13 protein-coding genes are annotated in these 14,287 nt (G+C 69.9%); 7 read left to right on the forward strand and 6 right to left on the reverse strand.

The window, feature by feature from the left end; all coding sequences use genetic code 11:
• Positions 1 to 80 precede the first annotated feature (80 nt).
• Positions 81 to 767 carry an SOS response-associated peptidase gene (locus tag CBM2594_RS19465; protein ID WP_116358447.1) on the reverse strand — a complete coding sequence of 229 codons (687 nt, stop codon included), beginning with the start codon at positions 765 to 767 and terminating at the stop codon, positions 81 to 83.
• A gap of 231 nt (positions 768 to 998) precedes the next feature.
• On the opposite strand from CBM2594_RS19465, the gene CBM2594_RS19470 reads away from it, so the two are divergent.
• Positions 999 to 2,663, forward strand: coding sequence for an AMP-binding protein (locus tag CBM2594_RS19470; RefSeq protein ID WP_116358448.1), 1,665 nt, complete (start codon positions 999 to 1,001; stop codon positions 2,661 to 2,663).
• Between the two features lie 177 nt (positions 2,664 to 2,840).
• Positions 2,841 to 3,572 (forward strand): BON domain-containing protein, encoded by a 732-nt coding sequence (locus tag CBM2594_RS19475; RefSeq protein ID WP_116358449.1) that lies wholly within the window; start codon positions 2,841 to 2,843, stop codon positions 3,570 to 3,572.
• Positions 3,573 to 3,589: 17 nt separating this feature from the next.
• On the opposite strand, the gene CBM2594_RS19480 is transcribed toward CBM2594_RS19475, so the two are convergent.
• Positions 3,590 to 4,681, reverse strand: a complete 1,092-nt coding sequence (locus tag CBM2594_RS19480) for a GlxA family transcriptional regulator (protein ID WP_116358450.1) — start codon at positions 4,679 to 4,681, stop codon at positions 3,590 to 3,592.
• A gap of 184 nt (positions 4,682 to 4,865) precedes the next feature.
• Here CBM2594_RS19480 and CBM2594_RS19485 point away from each other — a divergent pair, with 184 nt between their 5' ends.
• On the forward strand, positions 4,866 to 6,125 hold the full coding sequence (locus CBM2594_RS19485) for a M20/M25/M40 family metallo-hydrolase (RefSeq protein ID WP_116358451.1): 1,260 nt from the start codon (positions 4,866 to 4,868) through the stop codon (positions 6,123 to 6,125).
• Between the two features lie 114 nt (positions 6,126 to 6,239).
• A complete protein-coding gene (locus tag CBM2594_RS19490) occupies positions 6,240 to 6,503 on the forward strand; it encodes a hypothetical protein (protein ID WP_116358452.1) in 264 nt (87 codons plus the stop codon).
• A gap of 21 nt (positions 6,504 to 6,524) precedes the next feature.
• On the opposite strand, the gene CBM2594_RS19495 is transcribed toward CBM2594_RS19490, so the two are convergent.
• Complete coding sequence (locus CBM2594_RS19495; RefSeq protein ID WP_116358453.1) at positions 6,525 to 8,102, reverse strand: phospholipase D family protein; 1,578 nt, start codon at positions 8,100 to 8,102, stop codon at positions 6,525 to 6,527.
• 192 nt (positions 8,103 to 8,294) lie between these two features.
• Entirely contained in the window at positions 8,295 to 8,486 is a 192-nt protein-coding gene (locus tag CBM2594_RS19500; protein WP_147310432.1) for a hypothetical protein, read from the reverse strand.
• 51 nt (positions 8,487 to 8,537) lie between these two features.
• Between CBM2594_RS19500 and CBM2594_RS19505 the strand changes: the two genes are divergently transcribed.
• The gene (locus CBM2594_RS19505; protein WP_116358454.1) at positions 8,538 to 9,536 is read left to right on the forward strand and encodes an isopenicillin N synthase family dioxygenase; all 999 of its coding nucleotides are present in this window, start codon (positions 8,538 to 8,540) and stop codon (positions 9,534 to 9,536) included.
• A 197-nt stretch (positions 9,537 to 9,733) separates the two neighbouring features.
• Here CBM2594_RS19505 and CBM2594_RS19510 read toward each other — a convergent pair whose 3' ends face one another.
• Positions 9,734 to 10,306: a superoxide dismutase family protein gene (locus tag CBM2594_RS19510; RefSeq protein WP_116358455.1), complete on the reverse strand. Its 573-nt coding sequence runs from the start codon at positions 10,304 to 10,306 to the stop codon at positions 9,734 to 9,736.
• 96 nt (positions 10,307 to 10,402) lie between these two features.
• Complete coding sequence (locus CBM2594_RS19515; RefSeq protein ID WP_116358456.1) at positions 10,403 to 11,338, reverse strand: LysR family transcriptional regulator; 936 nt, start codon at positions 11,336 to 11,338, stop codon at positions 10,403 to 10,405.
• A 431-nt stretch (positions 11,339 to 11,769) separates the two neighbouring features.
• On the opposite strand from CBM2594_RS19515, the gene CBM2594_RS19520 reads away from it, so the two are divergent.
• Together CBM2594_RS19520 and CBM2594_RS19525 are read left to right on the forward strand one after the other, a co-directional pair.
• Positions 11,770 to 12,735, forward strand: a complete 966-nt coding sequence (locus tag CBM2594_RS19520; protein ID WP_116359690.1) for an alpha/beta hydrolase fold domain-containing protein — start codon at positions 11,770 to 11,772, stop codon at positions 12,733 to 12,735.
• Positions 12,736 to 12,928: 193 nt separating this feature from the next.
• Positions 12,929 to 14,170: an efflux RND transporter periplasmic adaptor subunit gene (locus CBM2594_RS19525; RefSeq protein ID WP_116358457.1), complete on the forward strand. Its 1,242-nt coding sequence runs from the start codon at positions 12,929 to 12,931 to the stop codon at positions 14,168 to 14,170.
• Positions 14,171 to 14,287 lie beyond the last annotated feature (117 nt).

Genomic DNA, 14,287 nt, shown 5'->3' on the forward strand with positions numbered 1-14,287 from the left:
TCCAGCAATGAGTGTAGTCGGGAAAATCGCCATGGCAAGGGCCGCCACGGTTCGGACCATGCAGCTGCCGTAGCCCCGCGCTAGTCCGCGTCGGGAATCGGCGCTCCCTGCACTTTGGGTGCCGGCTCCGCCTGCATGGCGTCTGGCGGCAGCAGCCTGAGGAAGGTGCGCGCAAGCTCGGGATCCCGGCACGTGAGCCAGTCGTCCCACTGCGTGCGCGGCACGACCACCACGGCGCGCTTTTCGTCGCCAGGCTTGTGGAAGCGCTGCAGCACCGGATGCTGCGCCGAGTTGACGGTCAGCATGGTGAAGGACAGCGCCTGGTCCGGCCAGCCGCGCCACAGCCCGGCAATGCCGAAGGCCGGCTCGCCGGGCAGCCAGACGCGCCAGCGCACCGGCTTGCCCGGCGCGCCGCCTGGCCCCGCAAGGTCCGCCTCATTGTCGGGGTACGCAAACTCGTAGAACGCCGTGGCCGGTATCAGGCAGAGCTGGCCCTGGCGCCAGTAGCGCGCGAAGGCGGGGCGCTCGCCCACCGTTTCGCTGCGGGCATTGGTGGTGTCGTAGCGCCGTGCGCCCGGTGCAATGCGCGCGCGCGGCACCATGCCGAACGAGGCCAGGCCGGCGCTGCGGGTACCGTCGTCATCGGCGCGCACGATCGGGGCTGCATAGTCGGGGTAGGTCTCGGCCTTGTACACGCCCGGTGGCGGCTCCACGCCGAAGATTTCACGCAGGATGCGGCGCTGGACCGGGGCGTAGTTGGTACACATGCGCTGTCTCCCTGGGGTGATGCCCGTATCGTGTGGGGCGGGCGGCGCCGCGTCAAGGCCGCTCCCGGCGCCCGGCCGATGCGGGCCAGGGATGGCAAAAACCGTCAGCCGCGCTGGCGGATTCGGTTATTGCCCGATGGCGTCGCCGTGGCGCACACTCTTGCGGCAGCCGGGCGCGGCACCGCGCACCGGCCACCGACTACAAGGCACCAGCCGGATTCAGGAGACACCATGCGCGACTACGCCCAAGCTTTCGACGGATTTTCCTATGACGACGCCGTGGCCCGGCAACTGCACGGCAGCCTGGCGGCACTGAACGCCTGCGTCGAATGCTGCGACCGGCACGCGCAGCCCGGCCGGATTGCGCTGAACTGGGAAGGGCGCAACGGCGATGCGCGCAGCTGGACCTTCGCCGAGCTGCAGGCGCTGTCGGCGCAGTTCGCCGGCTTCCTGCAGGCGCAGGGCGTGCAGCCGGGCGACCGTGTCGCGGGCCTGCTGCCGCGCAACGCGGAACTGCTGGTGACGATCCTCGGCACGTGGCGCGCCGGCGCGGCGTACCAGCCGCTGTTCACCGCCTTTGGGCCCAAGGCTATCGAGCACCGCCTCAATGCGTCGGGCGCGAAGGTGGTGGTGACCGATACCGCCAACCGGCCCAAGCTGGACGAGGTGGCCGGCTGTCCCGCCATCGTCACCGTGACCGGCCCCCAGGGCAGCGCGGAGCAGCACGCGCTGAACGCGGGCGACTTCAGCTTCTGGGCCGAGCTGGCACGCCGGCCGGCATCGTTCGCGCCGGTGATGCGGCGCGGCGACGATCCCTTCCTGATGATGTTCACCTCCGGCACCACCGGCCCGGCCAAGCCGCTGCTGGTGCCGCTGAAGGCCATTGCGGCGTTTGCGGGCTATATGCGCGACGCGATCGACCTGCGCGACGACGACGCGTTCTGGAACCTGGCCGATCCGGGCTGGGCCTACGGCCTGTACTACGCCGTCACCGGCCCGCTGTCGCTGGGCCATGCCACCACGTTCTACGATGGCCCGTTCAATGTGGACAGCACCTGCCGCGTGATCCGCAAGTACGGCATCACCAACCTGGCCGGCTCGCCCACGGCCTACCGGCTGCTGATCGCGGCGGGCGAAGCCGTGTCCGGCCCGCTGCGCGGGCAGCTGCGCGTGGTCAGCAGCGCCGGCGAGCCGCTCAACCCGGAAGTGATCCGCTGGTTCGCCAGCGAGCTGGGCGTGACCATCCACGACCACTATGGCCAGACCGAACTGGGCATGGTGCTGTGCAACCACCACGCCCTGGCCCATCCGGTGCGCCTGGGCGCGGCGGGCTTTGCCAGCCCGGGGCACCGCGTGGTGGTGGTCGACGAGGCGCTGCGCGAACTGCCGCCCGGCCAGCCGGGCACGCTGGCGCTGGACCTGAAGCGCTCGCCGATGTGCTGGTTCGGCGGCTACCACGGCACGCCCACCAGCGCCTTTGCCGGCGACTACTACCTGACCGGCGATTCCGCCGAGCTCAACGACGACGGCAGCATCAGCTTTATCGGCCGCGCCGACGACGTCATCACGACTTCCGGCTACCGGGTGGGACCGTTCGACGTGGAAAGCGCGCTGATCGAGCACCCGGCGGTGGTCGAGGCCGCGGTGATCGGCAAGCCGGATCCCGAGCGCACCGAACTGATCAAGGCCTTCGTGGTGCTGGACCCGCACTACCAGGGCTCGCCCGAGCTGGCCGAGACGCTGCGCCTGCACGTGCGCCAGCGCCTGGCCGCCCACGCCTATCCGCGCGAGATCGAGTTCGTCGCCGAGCTGCCCAAGACCCCCAGCGGCAAGGTCCAGCGCTTTATCCTGCGCAACCAGGAAGTGGCGCGCGCACGGCAGGCGGCCGGCGCCTGAGCCCTGCCGCCGGCTGGTGCCGGCGGGTAGCGGCCGGGCCGGTGGCGGACCGCTTCCTATAATGAGGAAGCGGTTGCCGGGGTCCCGGGGGTGAAGGAGGCCGCGGCGCCGCTCCCGCGCGCCTGCAGGCAGGGGCGCGCTTCCTCCATCTCCAGACCAACCGGCGAGGCGAACAACATGCAGAGTAGCGAAGCGGTGCTGACGCAGGCGCGCGCAGCCCTGGCCCATGTGCCCTATCAGGGCCATGTCCTCCATCCCACCATCCAGTTGCGGCTCTCGGACGGGGCGCTGATCCTCGAAGGCGAAGTGGCCGATATCGTCGACAAGACCCGGGCCGCGGCGACGCTGCGGCGCGTGGACGGCGTCACCAGCGTGATCGACCACCTGCGCGTGGCCAACGGCGGCGCCCCGGTGGGCGACGGCGAACTGCGCGACGCGGTGTGCGAGCGGCTGCTCAATGCCGTCGAGTTCCGCAATTGCAAGATTTGCGCACGCGTCAAGGGCAAGCCGGAGGCCATGCGCGAGCCGGTGAACGAACGCAACGGGTGGATCGAAGTCGCGGTGCAGGACGGCGTGGTGACGCTGTGGGGGCAGGTGATCAGCCTGTCGCACATGCGCCTGGCCGGGGTGCTGGCGTGGTGGTCGGGCGGTTGCCGCTGCGTGGTCAATGAACTGGTCGTGGCACCCGCCGAGATCGACCGCGACGATGAAATCACCGAGGCGCTGATGCTGGTGCTGGAGACCGACCCCTTCGTCGATGCGGGACAGATCAGCGCGCGGACCCAGGACCGCGTGGTGACGCTGGAGGGGTGCGTCAACAACGAGCGCACGCGCCGCCAGGCCGAGCGCGATGCGTGGTACGTGCAGGGCGTGGAGGACGTGGTCAACCACATCTCGCTGCGCGCCTGAGCGCCGGCACGCGGGCGCTACCGGTGCGCGCCGCGCTGCGCGACGGTGTCTTCCATGCGCCAGTAGCGCCGCCGCGCCCGCAAGGCAAAGCGGGCGCGGTAGTCCGACATCGACATGCCCGCGCTGCGCTGGAACAGCCGGCGGAACGCGGCGGCGTCGCTGTAGCCGCAGGCCTCGGCGATGGCATGGGTGCCGTGCAGCGTCACTTCCAGCAGCATGCGGGCGCGCTCCACGCGCAGCGTGTGCAGGTAGTCCAGCGGCGTCATGCCGGTGACCTGGCGGAAATGCCGCAGCAGCGTGCGTTCGCTGACCGCCGCCGCCTGCGCCACCGCGGCCAGCCGGTAGGGCTCCGATACATGCTCGCGCAGCCATTGGATGGCGCGGTAGACCGGGCTGTCGGCGGTGCGGCCGAGCCAGCGCTGCGACACCAGCGCCGGCACGCTGCGCTGGCGCTCGGGCTGGAACAGCATCAGTTGCGAGGCCGCCTGCGCCAGGTCGGGATCGTGCAGGTGGCCCAGCACGCGCAGCATGAATTCCACCTGCAGCGCGGGCGCCACGCACGAAAACACTTGCCCGTGCACGCTCATGGCCGCGTCGCTGCCCAGGTCGCAGCGCGGGTACTCGCGCATCATCCAGCTCTGGAACATCCACGGCGCTCCCACGCTGGCGCCATCCAGCAGGCCCAGCTGCAGCGGCAGCACCATCCCCGACGCACACGCGGCGATCCAGCCGCCGGCGCGCGCATGGCGCTCCACCAGGCGCAGCGCCGCGGCATCGCGCAGCGCCAGCTCGCCCAGCTGCGGCGCATTGCTGGCCAGCAGCGCGGGGATGACCAGCAGCGTGCGGCTGCCCGGCGCCCGCACGCGCCGCGTCGACGACGCCAGCCCTGGCAGCTCGGTGGCCAGCGTGCGGCCGTTGGCGCGGCACAGTTGCCAGCTCAGCGTCGGCGCGGCGCCCGGGCGCTGCAGGCTGGCCACGCCGGCCACGGTGCGCAGCACGTCGAGCGTGGTGAACAGGCTGCCGGGCATGGCCTGCGGCAGCCACAGCAGGCGCACGTGCAGCGGGACGTTTTGCGACGAGGGCGCGATGGCGGCGGCGGGGGCTGGCATGCCTTGAGGCTGTTCGAATCGTTGGAGAGGGCGGGGCCGCGGGGCGCCGTGGCGGGATCGGCATCCGGATTGGCGATATTGAACCTCCCCATAGTGGATGGCAAGGGCTAGCATCGTGCCGTTGTGCCGCGGCGCATGGCCATGCCCCGCGGCACCGCCAACAAGACCATACCGAGGAGATTCCATGCCGTTGTCCGTTCGCCACGTTGCCGTTGCCGCCGCCCTGACGCTTGCCGGGGCAGGCACCCTGGCCAGTGCCGCGCAGCCCGATGCCGCGCTGCTGTCCGCCGCGCAGGCGGCCCAGCCCAGGGTGGTGCAGTCGCTCAAGGAGATGGTGTCGATCGAGTCCGGCAGCGCCAATGCCACGGGGCTGGCGCAGATGGCCAGCTATACCGAGAAGCGGCTGCAGGCGCTGGGCGCCAAGGTCGAGCGCCTGCCCGTGACCAAGGGCCCCGGCAGCCTGGTCAAGGCCACCTTCACCGGCACCGGCAAGCGCCGCGTCATGCTGATTGCCCACCTGGACACGGTGTACCCCGACAACACGCTGGCGACGCAGCCGATCCGCGAGGAAGGGAACCGGCTCTATGGCCCCGGCATCGCCGACGACAAGGGCGGCATCGCCGTGATCCTGCATTCGCTGGAGATCCTGAAGCAGCAGGGCTGGCGCGACTACGCGCAGATCACGGTGCTGTTCAACCCGGACGAGGAGGTCGGCTCGGTGGGTTCGGCCGAAACCATCGCCACGCTGGCCGCGCAGCATGACGTGGTGCTGTCGTGCGAGCCCACTGCGGCCAAGGACGTGGTCAAGGCCGAGGCGCTGCTGCTGGGCGCCTCCGGCACCGCCACCGCCACCATGCAGGTCAAGGGCCGCGCCTCGCACGCCGGCGCCGCGCCCGAGCGCGGCCGCAATGCGCTGCTCGAACTGGCCCACCAGCTGCAGCAGACGCGCGATGCGGCCAGCCTGGTTCCCGGCTCGCAGCTGAACTGGACCCAGGCCCAGGCCGGCACGGTGCGCAACCAGATCCCGGAGAGCGCCGTAGCCTACGGGGACGTGCGCACCACCGCAGCCGGCGCCGCCGAGAAGCTGAAGGTGGCGCTGCAGGACAAGGTCAAGTCCAGCCAGCTGGTGCCCGACACCCACACCACGGTGACGATGGAAGAGGGCCGCCCGCCGTTCGTGGCCGACGCGCGCGGCCGCGCGCTGGCCAGGCGCGCGCAGGAGATCTATGCCGAACTGGACGGCCGCACGCTGGCGCTGGCCGAAGGCACCGGCGGTGCCACCGACGCCAGCTATGCCGCCCGCTCGGGCAAGCCGGCGGTGGTGGAGAGCTTCGGCCTGGCGGGCTTCGGCTATCACGCGCGCGACGAGTACATCGAGCTGGATTCGATCGTGCCGCGCCTGTACCTGATGACGCGGATCCTGCAGGATATCGGCCGCAACTGAGCGGCAGCATCCGGGCTTTCCCCAGCCTGCGTCAAAGGCCCCGGCGGGCCTGCTACAGTGTCTGGGCCGCCCCGGTTGGCGGCCATGACAAAAGAGATTCAGGGGAGACAGCAGATGAATCGCAAAGGCCTGGTCGACGCCGCCATGGCGCTGGAAGATCTGGCGGCCGGCAACGCCCCCGCGGCCGCGCAAGTGGCGGCGGGAGCCGCCGCGCTGGAGAAGATCCATGCCGATTTCCCGGCCTGGCGCGACGTCGGCGATGCGCTGTTCGGGCTGAAGGCGCTGGCCGGCGGAAGCGGCATGGCGCTCGACGCCAGGGGACGCCAGCGCGCCGGCCGGCTGGCCGACGTGGTGCGCAGCCTGCTAGACCAGATCTGAGCCGGCAGACCCGAGCGGCCGTTACAGCATCGACTCGATCGGCAGGATCGACAGGAACCAGATGCCGAGCCGACGCCACCAGCTGGTGTTGGGCTCGGTGTCGTGGCGGATGATTTCATCGCCGCGGCGTTCCAGCCAGTACAGCTGGCCGGTCTCGTCCAGCTTGACCTGGTAGGCCGCGCGCGGCACCACGCTGGCGAAGGTGGACTCGATCCGGCCCGCCAGTGCGGGACTGTCGATGATGAAGCCGAGTTCGGTGTTGAGCATGGCCGAACGCGGATCGAAATTGAACGAACCCACGAAGACCCGGTTGCCGTCGACCGCGAAGGTCTTGGCGTGCAGGCTGGAGCCCGAACTGCCGAACGGGCCGGCGCGCTCTTCCTTCTTGCGCGGCGCGGCCGCGCGGCGCAGTTCGTACAGGTCCACGCCGGCCTCGAGCAAGGCCTTGCGCCGCTTGGCATAGCCCGAGTGCACGGCGGCCACGTCGGTCGCTTCCAGCGCATTGGTCAGCACGCGTACCGCGACGCCGCGTTTTGCCATGTCGGAGAAATAGGCGGTGCCGCCGGTCGAGGGCACGAAGTAGGGCGAGACCAGGTCGAGCTCGCGTTGCGGCTCGCCCAGGATTTCGCGCAGCTGGTGCGCCACCAGCGTGCTGCGCGAGGCCTCGCCCAGCGCCTTGCCGGGGTTGTCGCTGACCATGCGCGTGGTGGCCCACTGGAATTGCAGCGTGCCGTCGAGCATGCGCTGCACGTCGGGCAGTTCGCGCACCGCGGCCAGGTAGGCTGCCGCGGCCGGGTTGCGCTCGACCGCGCGGGCATGGCCCACCAGCGCCTGCAGCCGTTCCACGCTGACCGGCGGCAGCAGCCGGTCGACCGGGTAGGCCGAGGCGCTGGACCAGTAGCGGTCGAAGTCCTGCGCCACGTCGCCGGCCGCGGGGCCGACCGCAATCACGTCGAGGTCGGCAAAGAGCACGCCGTCGGTGGCGCCGAAGTATTCGTCGCCAACGTTGCGCCCCCCGATGATGGTGGCCACGCCGTCGGCGGTGAAAGACTTGTTGTGCATGCGCCGGTTCAGGCGCCGGAAATCCGTCAGGAAATTGAGCGCCTTGGGGTGGCGGATCACGAACGGGTTGAAGATCCGCACCTCGACCTGCGGGTGCGCGTCCATTGCGGCCAGCAGTTCGTCCATGCCGGCAATGCCGTTGTCATCGAGCAGCAGGCGCACGCGCACGCCGCGGTCGGCGGCTTCATGCAGGGCCTCTAGCAGCAGCGTGCCGGTCAGGTCATCGCGCCAGATGTAGTACTGCACGTCCAGCGTGCGCTGCGCGGTGCGGGCCAGCTGCACGCGCGCGGCAAAGGCGGCGTAGGCGTTTTCGAGCGGGTGGATGCCGCTCAGCCCCGGATGCCGCGCCAGTTCGCCGGCCAGCGCCTGGCCCAGCGGCGTGGCCCGGGCTTCGGCCGGGGTCAGGGCAAAGGACTCGGGGCGGGGATCCAGCGGCGGCAGCGCGCAGCCGCCCAGCAGGGCGGCGCAGCACAGCATCAGCGAACTGGCGCGCAGGCGGCGGTGGGGAACGAATGCGGCGTCTGTCGGCAATGGCATCGGGGGTCCGGGCGGCCCCCGCTGCGGGGCCCTGTTGTGTTCGGCGATGCCGCCATGTTGCCATGCCGCGCCGCGGTCGTCGCGATTCGGGCAGGCCAGCGGGCATAAGCGATGCACCAGGCTGTGGCCCGGCGTGCGCCATGGCGGCGCACCGCGCGGGCCGTGGCGGGGCAAAACCCGCGTGTGGGGGCGTCACGACGCTGGCCCGAAAGCTGCATAAGCCGCGGCAAGAGTAGAAGCGTTCACCAGCCGCGTGCCAGATCGATGCGCATGCGGGCTGGCCGGGAATTGCTCTTGAAGTCCGTGCCCCGCGCCGTCGCGCAGGCTGGCACCGTCGACCTCAAGCAGCGCGCTGTCCCGGCGCATATTGTCGTTGGCGGCCATGCCTGTGCCGGCGCGGGGCAAGTCCCTGACCCGCTTGCCACGAGGAATACCATGACCCAGCCAGACAACGCCTGCGGCCTGGCCGAACTCCACCGCGAATCGCGCATGGGCGCGTTCGGCTCCGAAACCCGCCAGCGCGAAATCCGCCGCATCGACCTGTCCGACTACGCGCGGCGCAAGCCGCAGATTGCCGAAGCACTGTGGCAGGCGTCGGTCGACGTCGGCTTCTTCCAGCTTTCCAACCACGGCATCGACCTCGCCAGCGTGCGCAACGCGTTCGCCATGGCCGAGCGCTTCTTTGCGCTGCCCGAGGCGGTCAAGGCGGGCTACCCGCTGCAGAAGGCCAACAACGCCGGCTGGGAAAGCCGCGCGCAGGTGCGCCCGTCGACCGGCACGCCGGACCAGAAAGAGTCCTACCAGATCACGCGCCCGCATATGGACGGCCTGTGGCCGGGCGACGATGAACTGGAAGGCTTCCGCGACACCATGCTTGCGTTCGAGGCGCAATGCTGGGAGGTCGGGATGAAGGTGCTGTCATGCTTCGCCGACAAGCTGGGTTTTGCCAGCGACTTCTTCACGCAAGCGCACGACCCGCGCGCGCCGGACTACCAGAGCACGCTGCGGCTGCTGCACTACTACGCGATCCCGCCCGAGCTGCGCGCCGGGCTGGGCCTGTGGCGCGCCGGCGCGCATACGGATTTTGACTGCCTGACGCTGCTGTTCCAGCGCGCTGGCCAGGGCGGCCTGCAGGTCTGCCCGGGCCGGGAGATGGCGGCGCAGGCGTGGACCCCGATCGAACCCGACGAAGACGTCATCACCTGCAATATCGGCGACATGCTGATGCGCTGGAGCGACGACCGGCTGCCGTCGAACTTCCATCGCGTACGCAATCCCGCGCCGGGCGAATACATGGGACCGCGCTACAGCCTGGCATTCTTCTGCCAGGCCAACCGCGGCGCGATGATCGAAGGGCCGGGCGGCAAGTATCCGCCGATCAGCGCAGGGGATTACCTGCGGCAGCGGGTGAATGCGAATTTCAAGGGGTATTGAGAGGCCGGCAAGAACACCCATGCCGATTGTTTGCTCCCCTCTCCCGCCTGCGGGAGAGGGGCCGGGGGTGAGGGCAGGCCGTGGCTATGCCGACGCGCTGACTTCGTTGACACGCTTGGCCCTCACCCCGACCCTCTCCCGCCTGCGGGAGAGGGAGCACCCCAGCGGGATCGCAGGAATACTTCGGGCGCGACGTTTTACGAAGCCGCCACCACCCCGCACGCAATGCGCCCGCCGGCATTGCCCGTGGGCTGCGTCTTGTAGTCGTCCGGATCCTTGTGCACCACCACCGCGCGGCCGATCACGCTGTTGGCGCCGGTGCCCACCGACAGCGATGGCAGCAGCATGCTGACGCGCACGTTGCCGCTGGCATCGGCGGTGACGTTGTTCATGTCGCCGGCATGGTGGTCCGGCATGGTCATCTGCCCGTGGGGCTTGCCGGCCGGGTTGAAATGGCCGCCCGCGCTCATCGCGTCAGGCGCGGAACAGTCGCCTTTCTCGTGGACGTGGAAGCCGTGGACCGAATTGGGCGGCAGCCCGGTGATTGCGGCGGTCATCATCACGCCGCCGGGCTGCTGCTGGAAGGTGACGGTGCCCGCGGTGTTGGAACCGCTCTTGGGCTGCAGCGTGGCCGACGCCCGGGCACCGCTGGCGGCACCGGTAGCGGACGGCTTGGCCGCCGACGACGAAGGCATGCCGGAGCCGGCGCATCCGGCCAGTGCAATGGTTGCGGCGATGCACGCCGCCAATGGGGTAAGCACTTGTTTCATCGGTATCCTCTTCTTGTCGTGATTTCGGAAGAAACAGTATAGGTCGGCGCCCGCTGGACCGATTTCAGGTTTTGTCCTACATACGGCGCGGACGGCTCAGGCGGCCACGGCCAGCGGCTGCCGTGCCGCACCAAAGTGCGGATGGCGCGAGAACAGCTCCGCGGCCCAGTTCACGAACACCCGCACCTTGGCCGACAGGTGCCGGTTCTGCGGATACATCGCCGAGATCGGCAGCTCGTCGGTCTGCCAGTCGGTCAGGATTTCCACCAGCCTGCCGCTGGCCACATAGGGCTCGGCCATGGCGCGCGAGATGCGGGCGATGCCGTGGCCCTCCAGCGCGCAGCCAAGGTAGACATCGGCATCGTTGGTGGAAATGGCGGAAGGCAGCAGCACCTCGCTGCGCTCCATGCCGCGCGCCAGCGGCCAGGGCATTTCACGGCCGGTGCGGTTGGACAGGAAATTGACCGCCTTGTGCTGCGCCAGCTCGGCCAGGTCGCGCGGGGTGCCGCTGCGGTTCAGGTAGATCGGCGAGGCGTAGAACGCCAGCTGCACGTGGCCGATGCGGCGGGCCACCATGGCTTCGTCCAGCGGTACGCCCACGCGCAGCACCACGTCGACGCCTTCCTGCAGCAGGTCGATCGGCTTGCCGTTGATGGTCAGTTCCAGCTTCAGGTCCGGATACGCCTGGAAGAACTCGTGCAGGTGCGGCACCAGCACCAGTTGCGCCAGCCCGGCGGTGGTGTCGACCGACAGCGTGCCGCGCGGCGAATTGTTCTGCCGCGTCAGCGATTGCTCGGCCTCCTCGACATCGGCCAGGATGCGCACGCAACGCTCGTAGTACGCGGCGCCGTCGTTGGTCACGCTGATGCGGCGCGTGGTCCGGTGCAGCAGCTTGACGCCGAGGTGGGTTTCCAGGTTCTGGATCAGGCGGGTCAGCGTGGCCTTGGGCAGGTCCATCGACTCGGCGGCACGCGCAAAGCTGCCGACATCGACGACCCGGGTGAATGCCTGCATTGATACGAGACGGTCCATGATGAGGTTCCGACGATTGATCCGAACGGCGCGCCGCACGCGCTCGTGGCGCACGCGGCCTGTCTTGTTGTTGTGAGGGGGAGTCTGCCGGCTGCTGGCACTGGATGCGCGCTGGCTGGGCGCGATGCCGGCATGGGTTCAGTCAGGCATCCGGCGCCGCGGGGGTCCGCCCGCGGGGCCGGACGCGCAACGGCCTGGCCAGCCGCCGCGCGTGCCGAGAGCGGGAGTGAATCACAAAATCCAAGACCTTGTCATGCGTGGGGATTTCGCGTGGGGATTTCCTTTTACAGACGCATGACAGGCCGCTTTGCGATTATTCCAATCCCGGAACAGTGCATTGGCGATCTCTTGCTTTATCCCATCCTCGTCAATCACCATAATCCGTTGCATCGCAACACTCAAGCGCATTGTCCATGCCGTGCGCCGACGCCATGTCACAGAAGCCAGGCCAACGCTACGCAGCCGCCAGCGCCGCCACTGCCCCCGCGGCAGCCGGGCCGGGACAGGCGCGCGTGGCCGAGCACACGGTGACCAGCGACGGCTGCGAGATCCTGGTGCGGGTGTGCTATCCGCCGGGCTACCCGGCGCCGGGCATCGACAGCGCTGCGCTGCTGCCGTGGCTGGTGTACCTGCATGCCGGCGGCTTTGTCGATGGCGGCCTGGAGCATGCCTGCCACCTGGTGCAGGACCTGGCCACGACGGTGCCCGCGGTGGTGGTCACGCCGGCGTATTCGCTGGCGCCCGACCACCCGTTCCCGGCGGCGCCCGAGGACGCGCACAGCACGGTGCAATGGGTGTTGCGCAATGCCCGGCGCCTGAAGGTGGACAAGACCCGCTTCGCGCTGGTGGGCGAGGAAGCCGGCGGCAACCTGGCGATCGCGCTGGCGCAGATGCTGCGCGACCGCGGCACCGCGCAGCCGCGCGGGCAGTGGCTGATCCGCCCGGTGACCGACCCGTGCCTGCAGCATGCCTCGTGCGCGGGTTTTGACGGCGGCACGGTGCCGATGGAAACCCTGCGCCGGCTGGCCGACAACTATCGCGACTACCTGCCGACGCCGGCCGATACGGTGCACCCGTATGCCGCCCCGGCGCTGGCCTCGCGCCTGGCCGGGCTGCCGCCCACGCTGGTGCAGGTGGCCGAACACGACGCGCTGCGTGCCGAAGGCGAAGCCTTCGCCGGGCGCCTGGGCAAGGCCGGTGTGCCGGCCCAAGCCATGATCATGCCCGGCGCCTGCGGCGACGGCGTGGAAGAGGCCCATGACAGCTGTCAGGCATGGGTCGACGAAGGTGCGCGGTTCCTGCGGCGATGTCTGGCCGCGGCCGACGCCACCTCATCCCTGACTGAACGCCACGCTGGCGACAACGCCAGCGGGCCTGGAGCCAAGCCCGCCGGCTGAGCCGCTCCAGACAACCGCCAGCCGGCTCTGTTTCGGCCAGAGCCCGGACCGCAACGCGCGCCTTTGATGTACGCGCGGTCCCAAGTCCGACCATCAGTTTGACCATGGTTCCGATCCGCCCGCGCGGACCGGCAGGCGGCGTTCGGCCATTTGCTTTTCCGGTTGAAGAAAACCCGATCCAGGAGTTTGAGAAATGCAGCAGCAGAAGCGACGTACCCTGATAGCCCTCGCCATCGTCGTGGTGCTCGGTGCCGGCGTGGCCGGTTCGATCCTGCGCCCTTGGCACAGCGGCGAAGCCCACGCCAACACGCCGCCGCCGGCGCCGGCCATCGAGGTGGCCGCGGTGGTGGGGCAGACCATCACCGAGTGGGATGAGTTCTCCGGCCGCCTGGAAGCGGTGGACCGGGTGGAAATCCGCCCGCGCGTCGGCGGCACCATCGACGCGGTGCACTTCCGCGAAGGCGCGCTGGTGAAGAAGGGCGATCCGCTCTTCACCATCGACCCGCGGCCGTATGCCGCGGAGGTGGCCCGCGCCGAAGCCGCGCTGGCCGCCGCGCAGGTGCGCGCGGCCCACGCCAAGAGCGAGGGCGAACGCGCCCAGCGGCTGCTGGACGACAACGCGATCTCGCGGCGCGAGTTCGACGAGCGCATCCATGCCGCGCGCGAAACCAGTGCCAACGTGCGTGCCGCCCAGGCGCAGCTGGAAACCGCCCGCCTGAACCTGGCCTACACCCGCATTACCGCGCCGGTGTCTGGCCGCGTATCGCGCGCCGAGATCACGGTCGGCAACCTGGTGGCGCCGGGCGCGGCGACGCCGCCGCTGACTACGGTGGTGTCGGTGTCGCCGATCTACGCGAGCTTCGAGATCGACGAGCAGAGCTACCTGCGCTACACCGCTCCGGGCGCCGGCGGCGGGCAGGCCGACCTGCCGGTCTACCTTGGCCTGGCCAACGAAGACGGCCATCCGCACCAGGGCAAGATCCAGTCGGTCGACAACCGGCTCGATACGCGCAGCGGCACCATCCGCGTGCGCGCGGTGTTCGGCAACGATGATGGCCGCCTGCTGCCGGGCCTGTACGCCAAGGTCAAGATGGGCGGCGGCGCGCCGCATGCGGCGGTGCTGGTCAACGACCGTGCGGTCGGCACCGACCAGGGCAAGAAGTTCGTGCTGGTGGTCGACAAAGCCAACAAGCTGGTCTACCGCGAAGTCGAGCTGGGGCCCAACCACGACGGCCTGCGCGTGATCCGCAAGGGCCTGAAGCCGGGCGAGAACATCGTCGTCAACGGCCTGCAGCGCGTGCGGCCGGGCGACACGGTGCAGCCGAAGACCGTGGCGATGGCTTACCGCAGCGAACTGGAGCCGCGCGGCAATGCACCGGACCGGAAGCAGGCGGCGACCGAGAAGGGCGAGGCCGAGGTCAAGCCCGTGAGCTGAGCGCGGCAGAGCTTGCGGCGGTTTGCTCCCCTCTCCCGCATGCGGGAGAGGGGCCGGGGGGGAGGGCAGGAGCGTCAACGACTGAAGCCTGTGGGTTAAAACCGTTGGCTTCGCTTG

The sequence above is a fragment of the Cupriavidus taiwanensis genome (genome assembly GCF_900249755.1).
Classification (GTDB): domain Bacteria; phylum Pseudomonadota; class Gammaproteobacteria; order Burkholderiales; family Burkholderiaceae; genus Cupriavidus; species Cupriavidus taiwanensis_D.

Bases quoted from the DNA above. Each gene is read 5' to 3' on its own strand.
- CBM2594_RS19465 (WP_116358447.1), bottom strand. From the start codon at position 767: ATGTGTACCAACTACGCCCCGGTCCAGCGCCGCATCCTGCGTGAAATC.
- CBM2594_RS19470 (WP_116358448.1), top strand. From the start codon at position 999: ATGCGCGACTACGCCCAAGCTTTCGACGGATTTTCCTATGACGACGCC.
- CBM2594_RS19475 (WP_116358449.1), top strand. From the start codon at position 2,841: ATGCAGAGTAGCGAAGCGGTGCTGACGCAGGCGCGCGCAGCCCTGGCC.
- CBM2594_RS19480 (WP_116358450.1), bottom strand. From the start codon at position 4,681: ATGCCAGCCCCCGCCGCCGCCATCGCGCCCTCGTCGCAAAACGTCCCG.
- CBM2594_RS19485 (WP_116358451.1), top strand. From the start codon at position 4,866: ATGCCGTTGTCCGTTCGCCACGTTGCCGTTGCCGCCGCCCTGACGCTT.
- CBM2594_RS19490 (WP_116358452.1), top strand. From the start codon at position 6,240: ATGAATCGCAAAGGCCTGGTCGACGCCGCCATGGCGCTGGAAGATCTG.
- CBM2594_RS19495 (WP_116358453.1), bottom strand. From the start codon at position 8,102: ATGCCATTGCCGACAGACGCCGCATTCGTTCCCCACCGCCGCCTGCGC.
- CBM2594_RS19500 (WP_147310432.1), bottom strand. From the start codon at position 8,486: ATGGCCGCCAACGACAATATGCGCCGGGACAGCGCGCTGCTTGAGGTC.
- CBM2594_RS19505 (WP_116358454.1), top strand. From the start codon at position 8,538: ATGACCCAGCCAGACAACGCCTGCGGCCTGGCCGAACTCCACCGCGAA.
- CBM2594_RS19510 (WP_116358455.1), bottom strand. From the start codon at position 10,306: ATGAAACAAGTGCTTACCCCATTGGCGGCGTGCATCGCCGCAACCATT.
- CBM2594_RS19515 (WP_116358456.1), bottom strand. From the start codon at position 11,338: ATGGACCGTCTCGTATCAATGCAGGCATTCACCCGGGTCGTCGATGTC.
- CBM2594_RS19520 (WP_116359690.1), top strand. From the start codon at position 11,770: ATGTCACAGAAGCCAGGCCAACGCTACGCAGCCGCCAGCGCCGCCACT.
- CBM2594_RS19525 (WP_116358457.1), top strand. From the start codon at position 12,929: ATGCAGCAGCAGAAGCGACGTACCCTGATAGCCCTCGCCATCGTCGTG.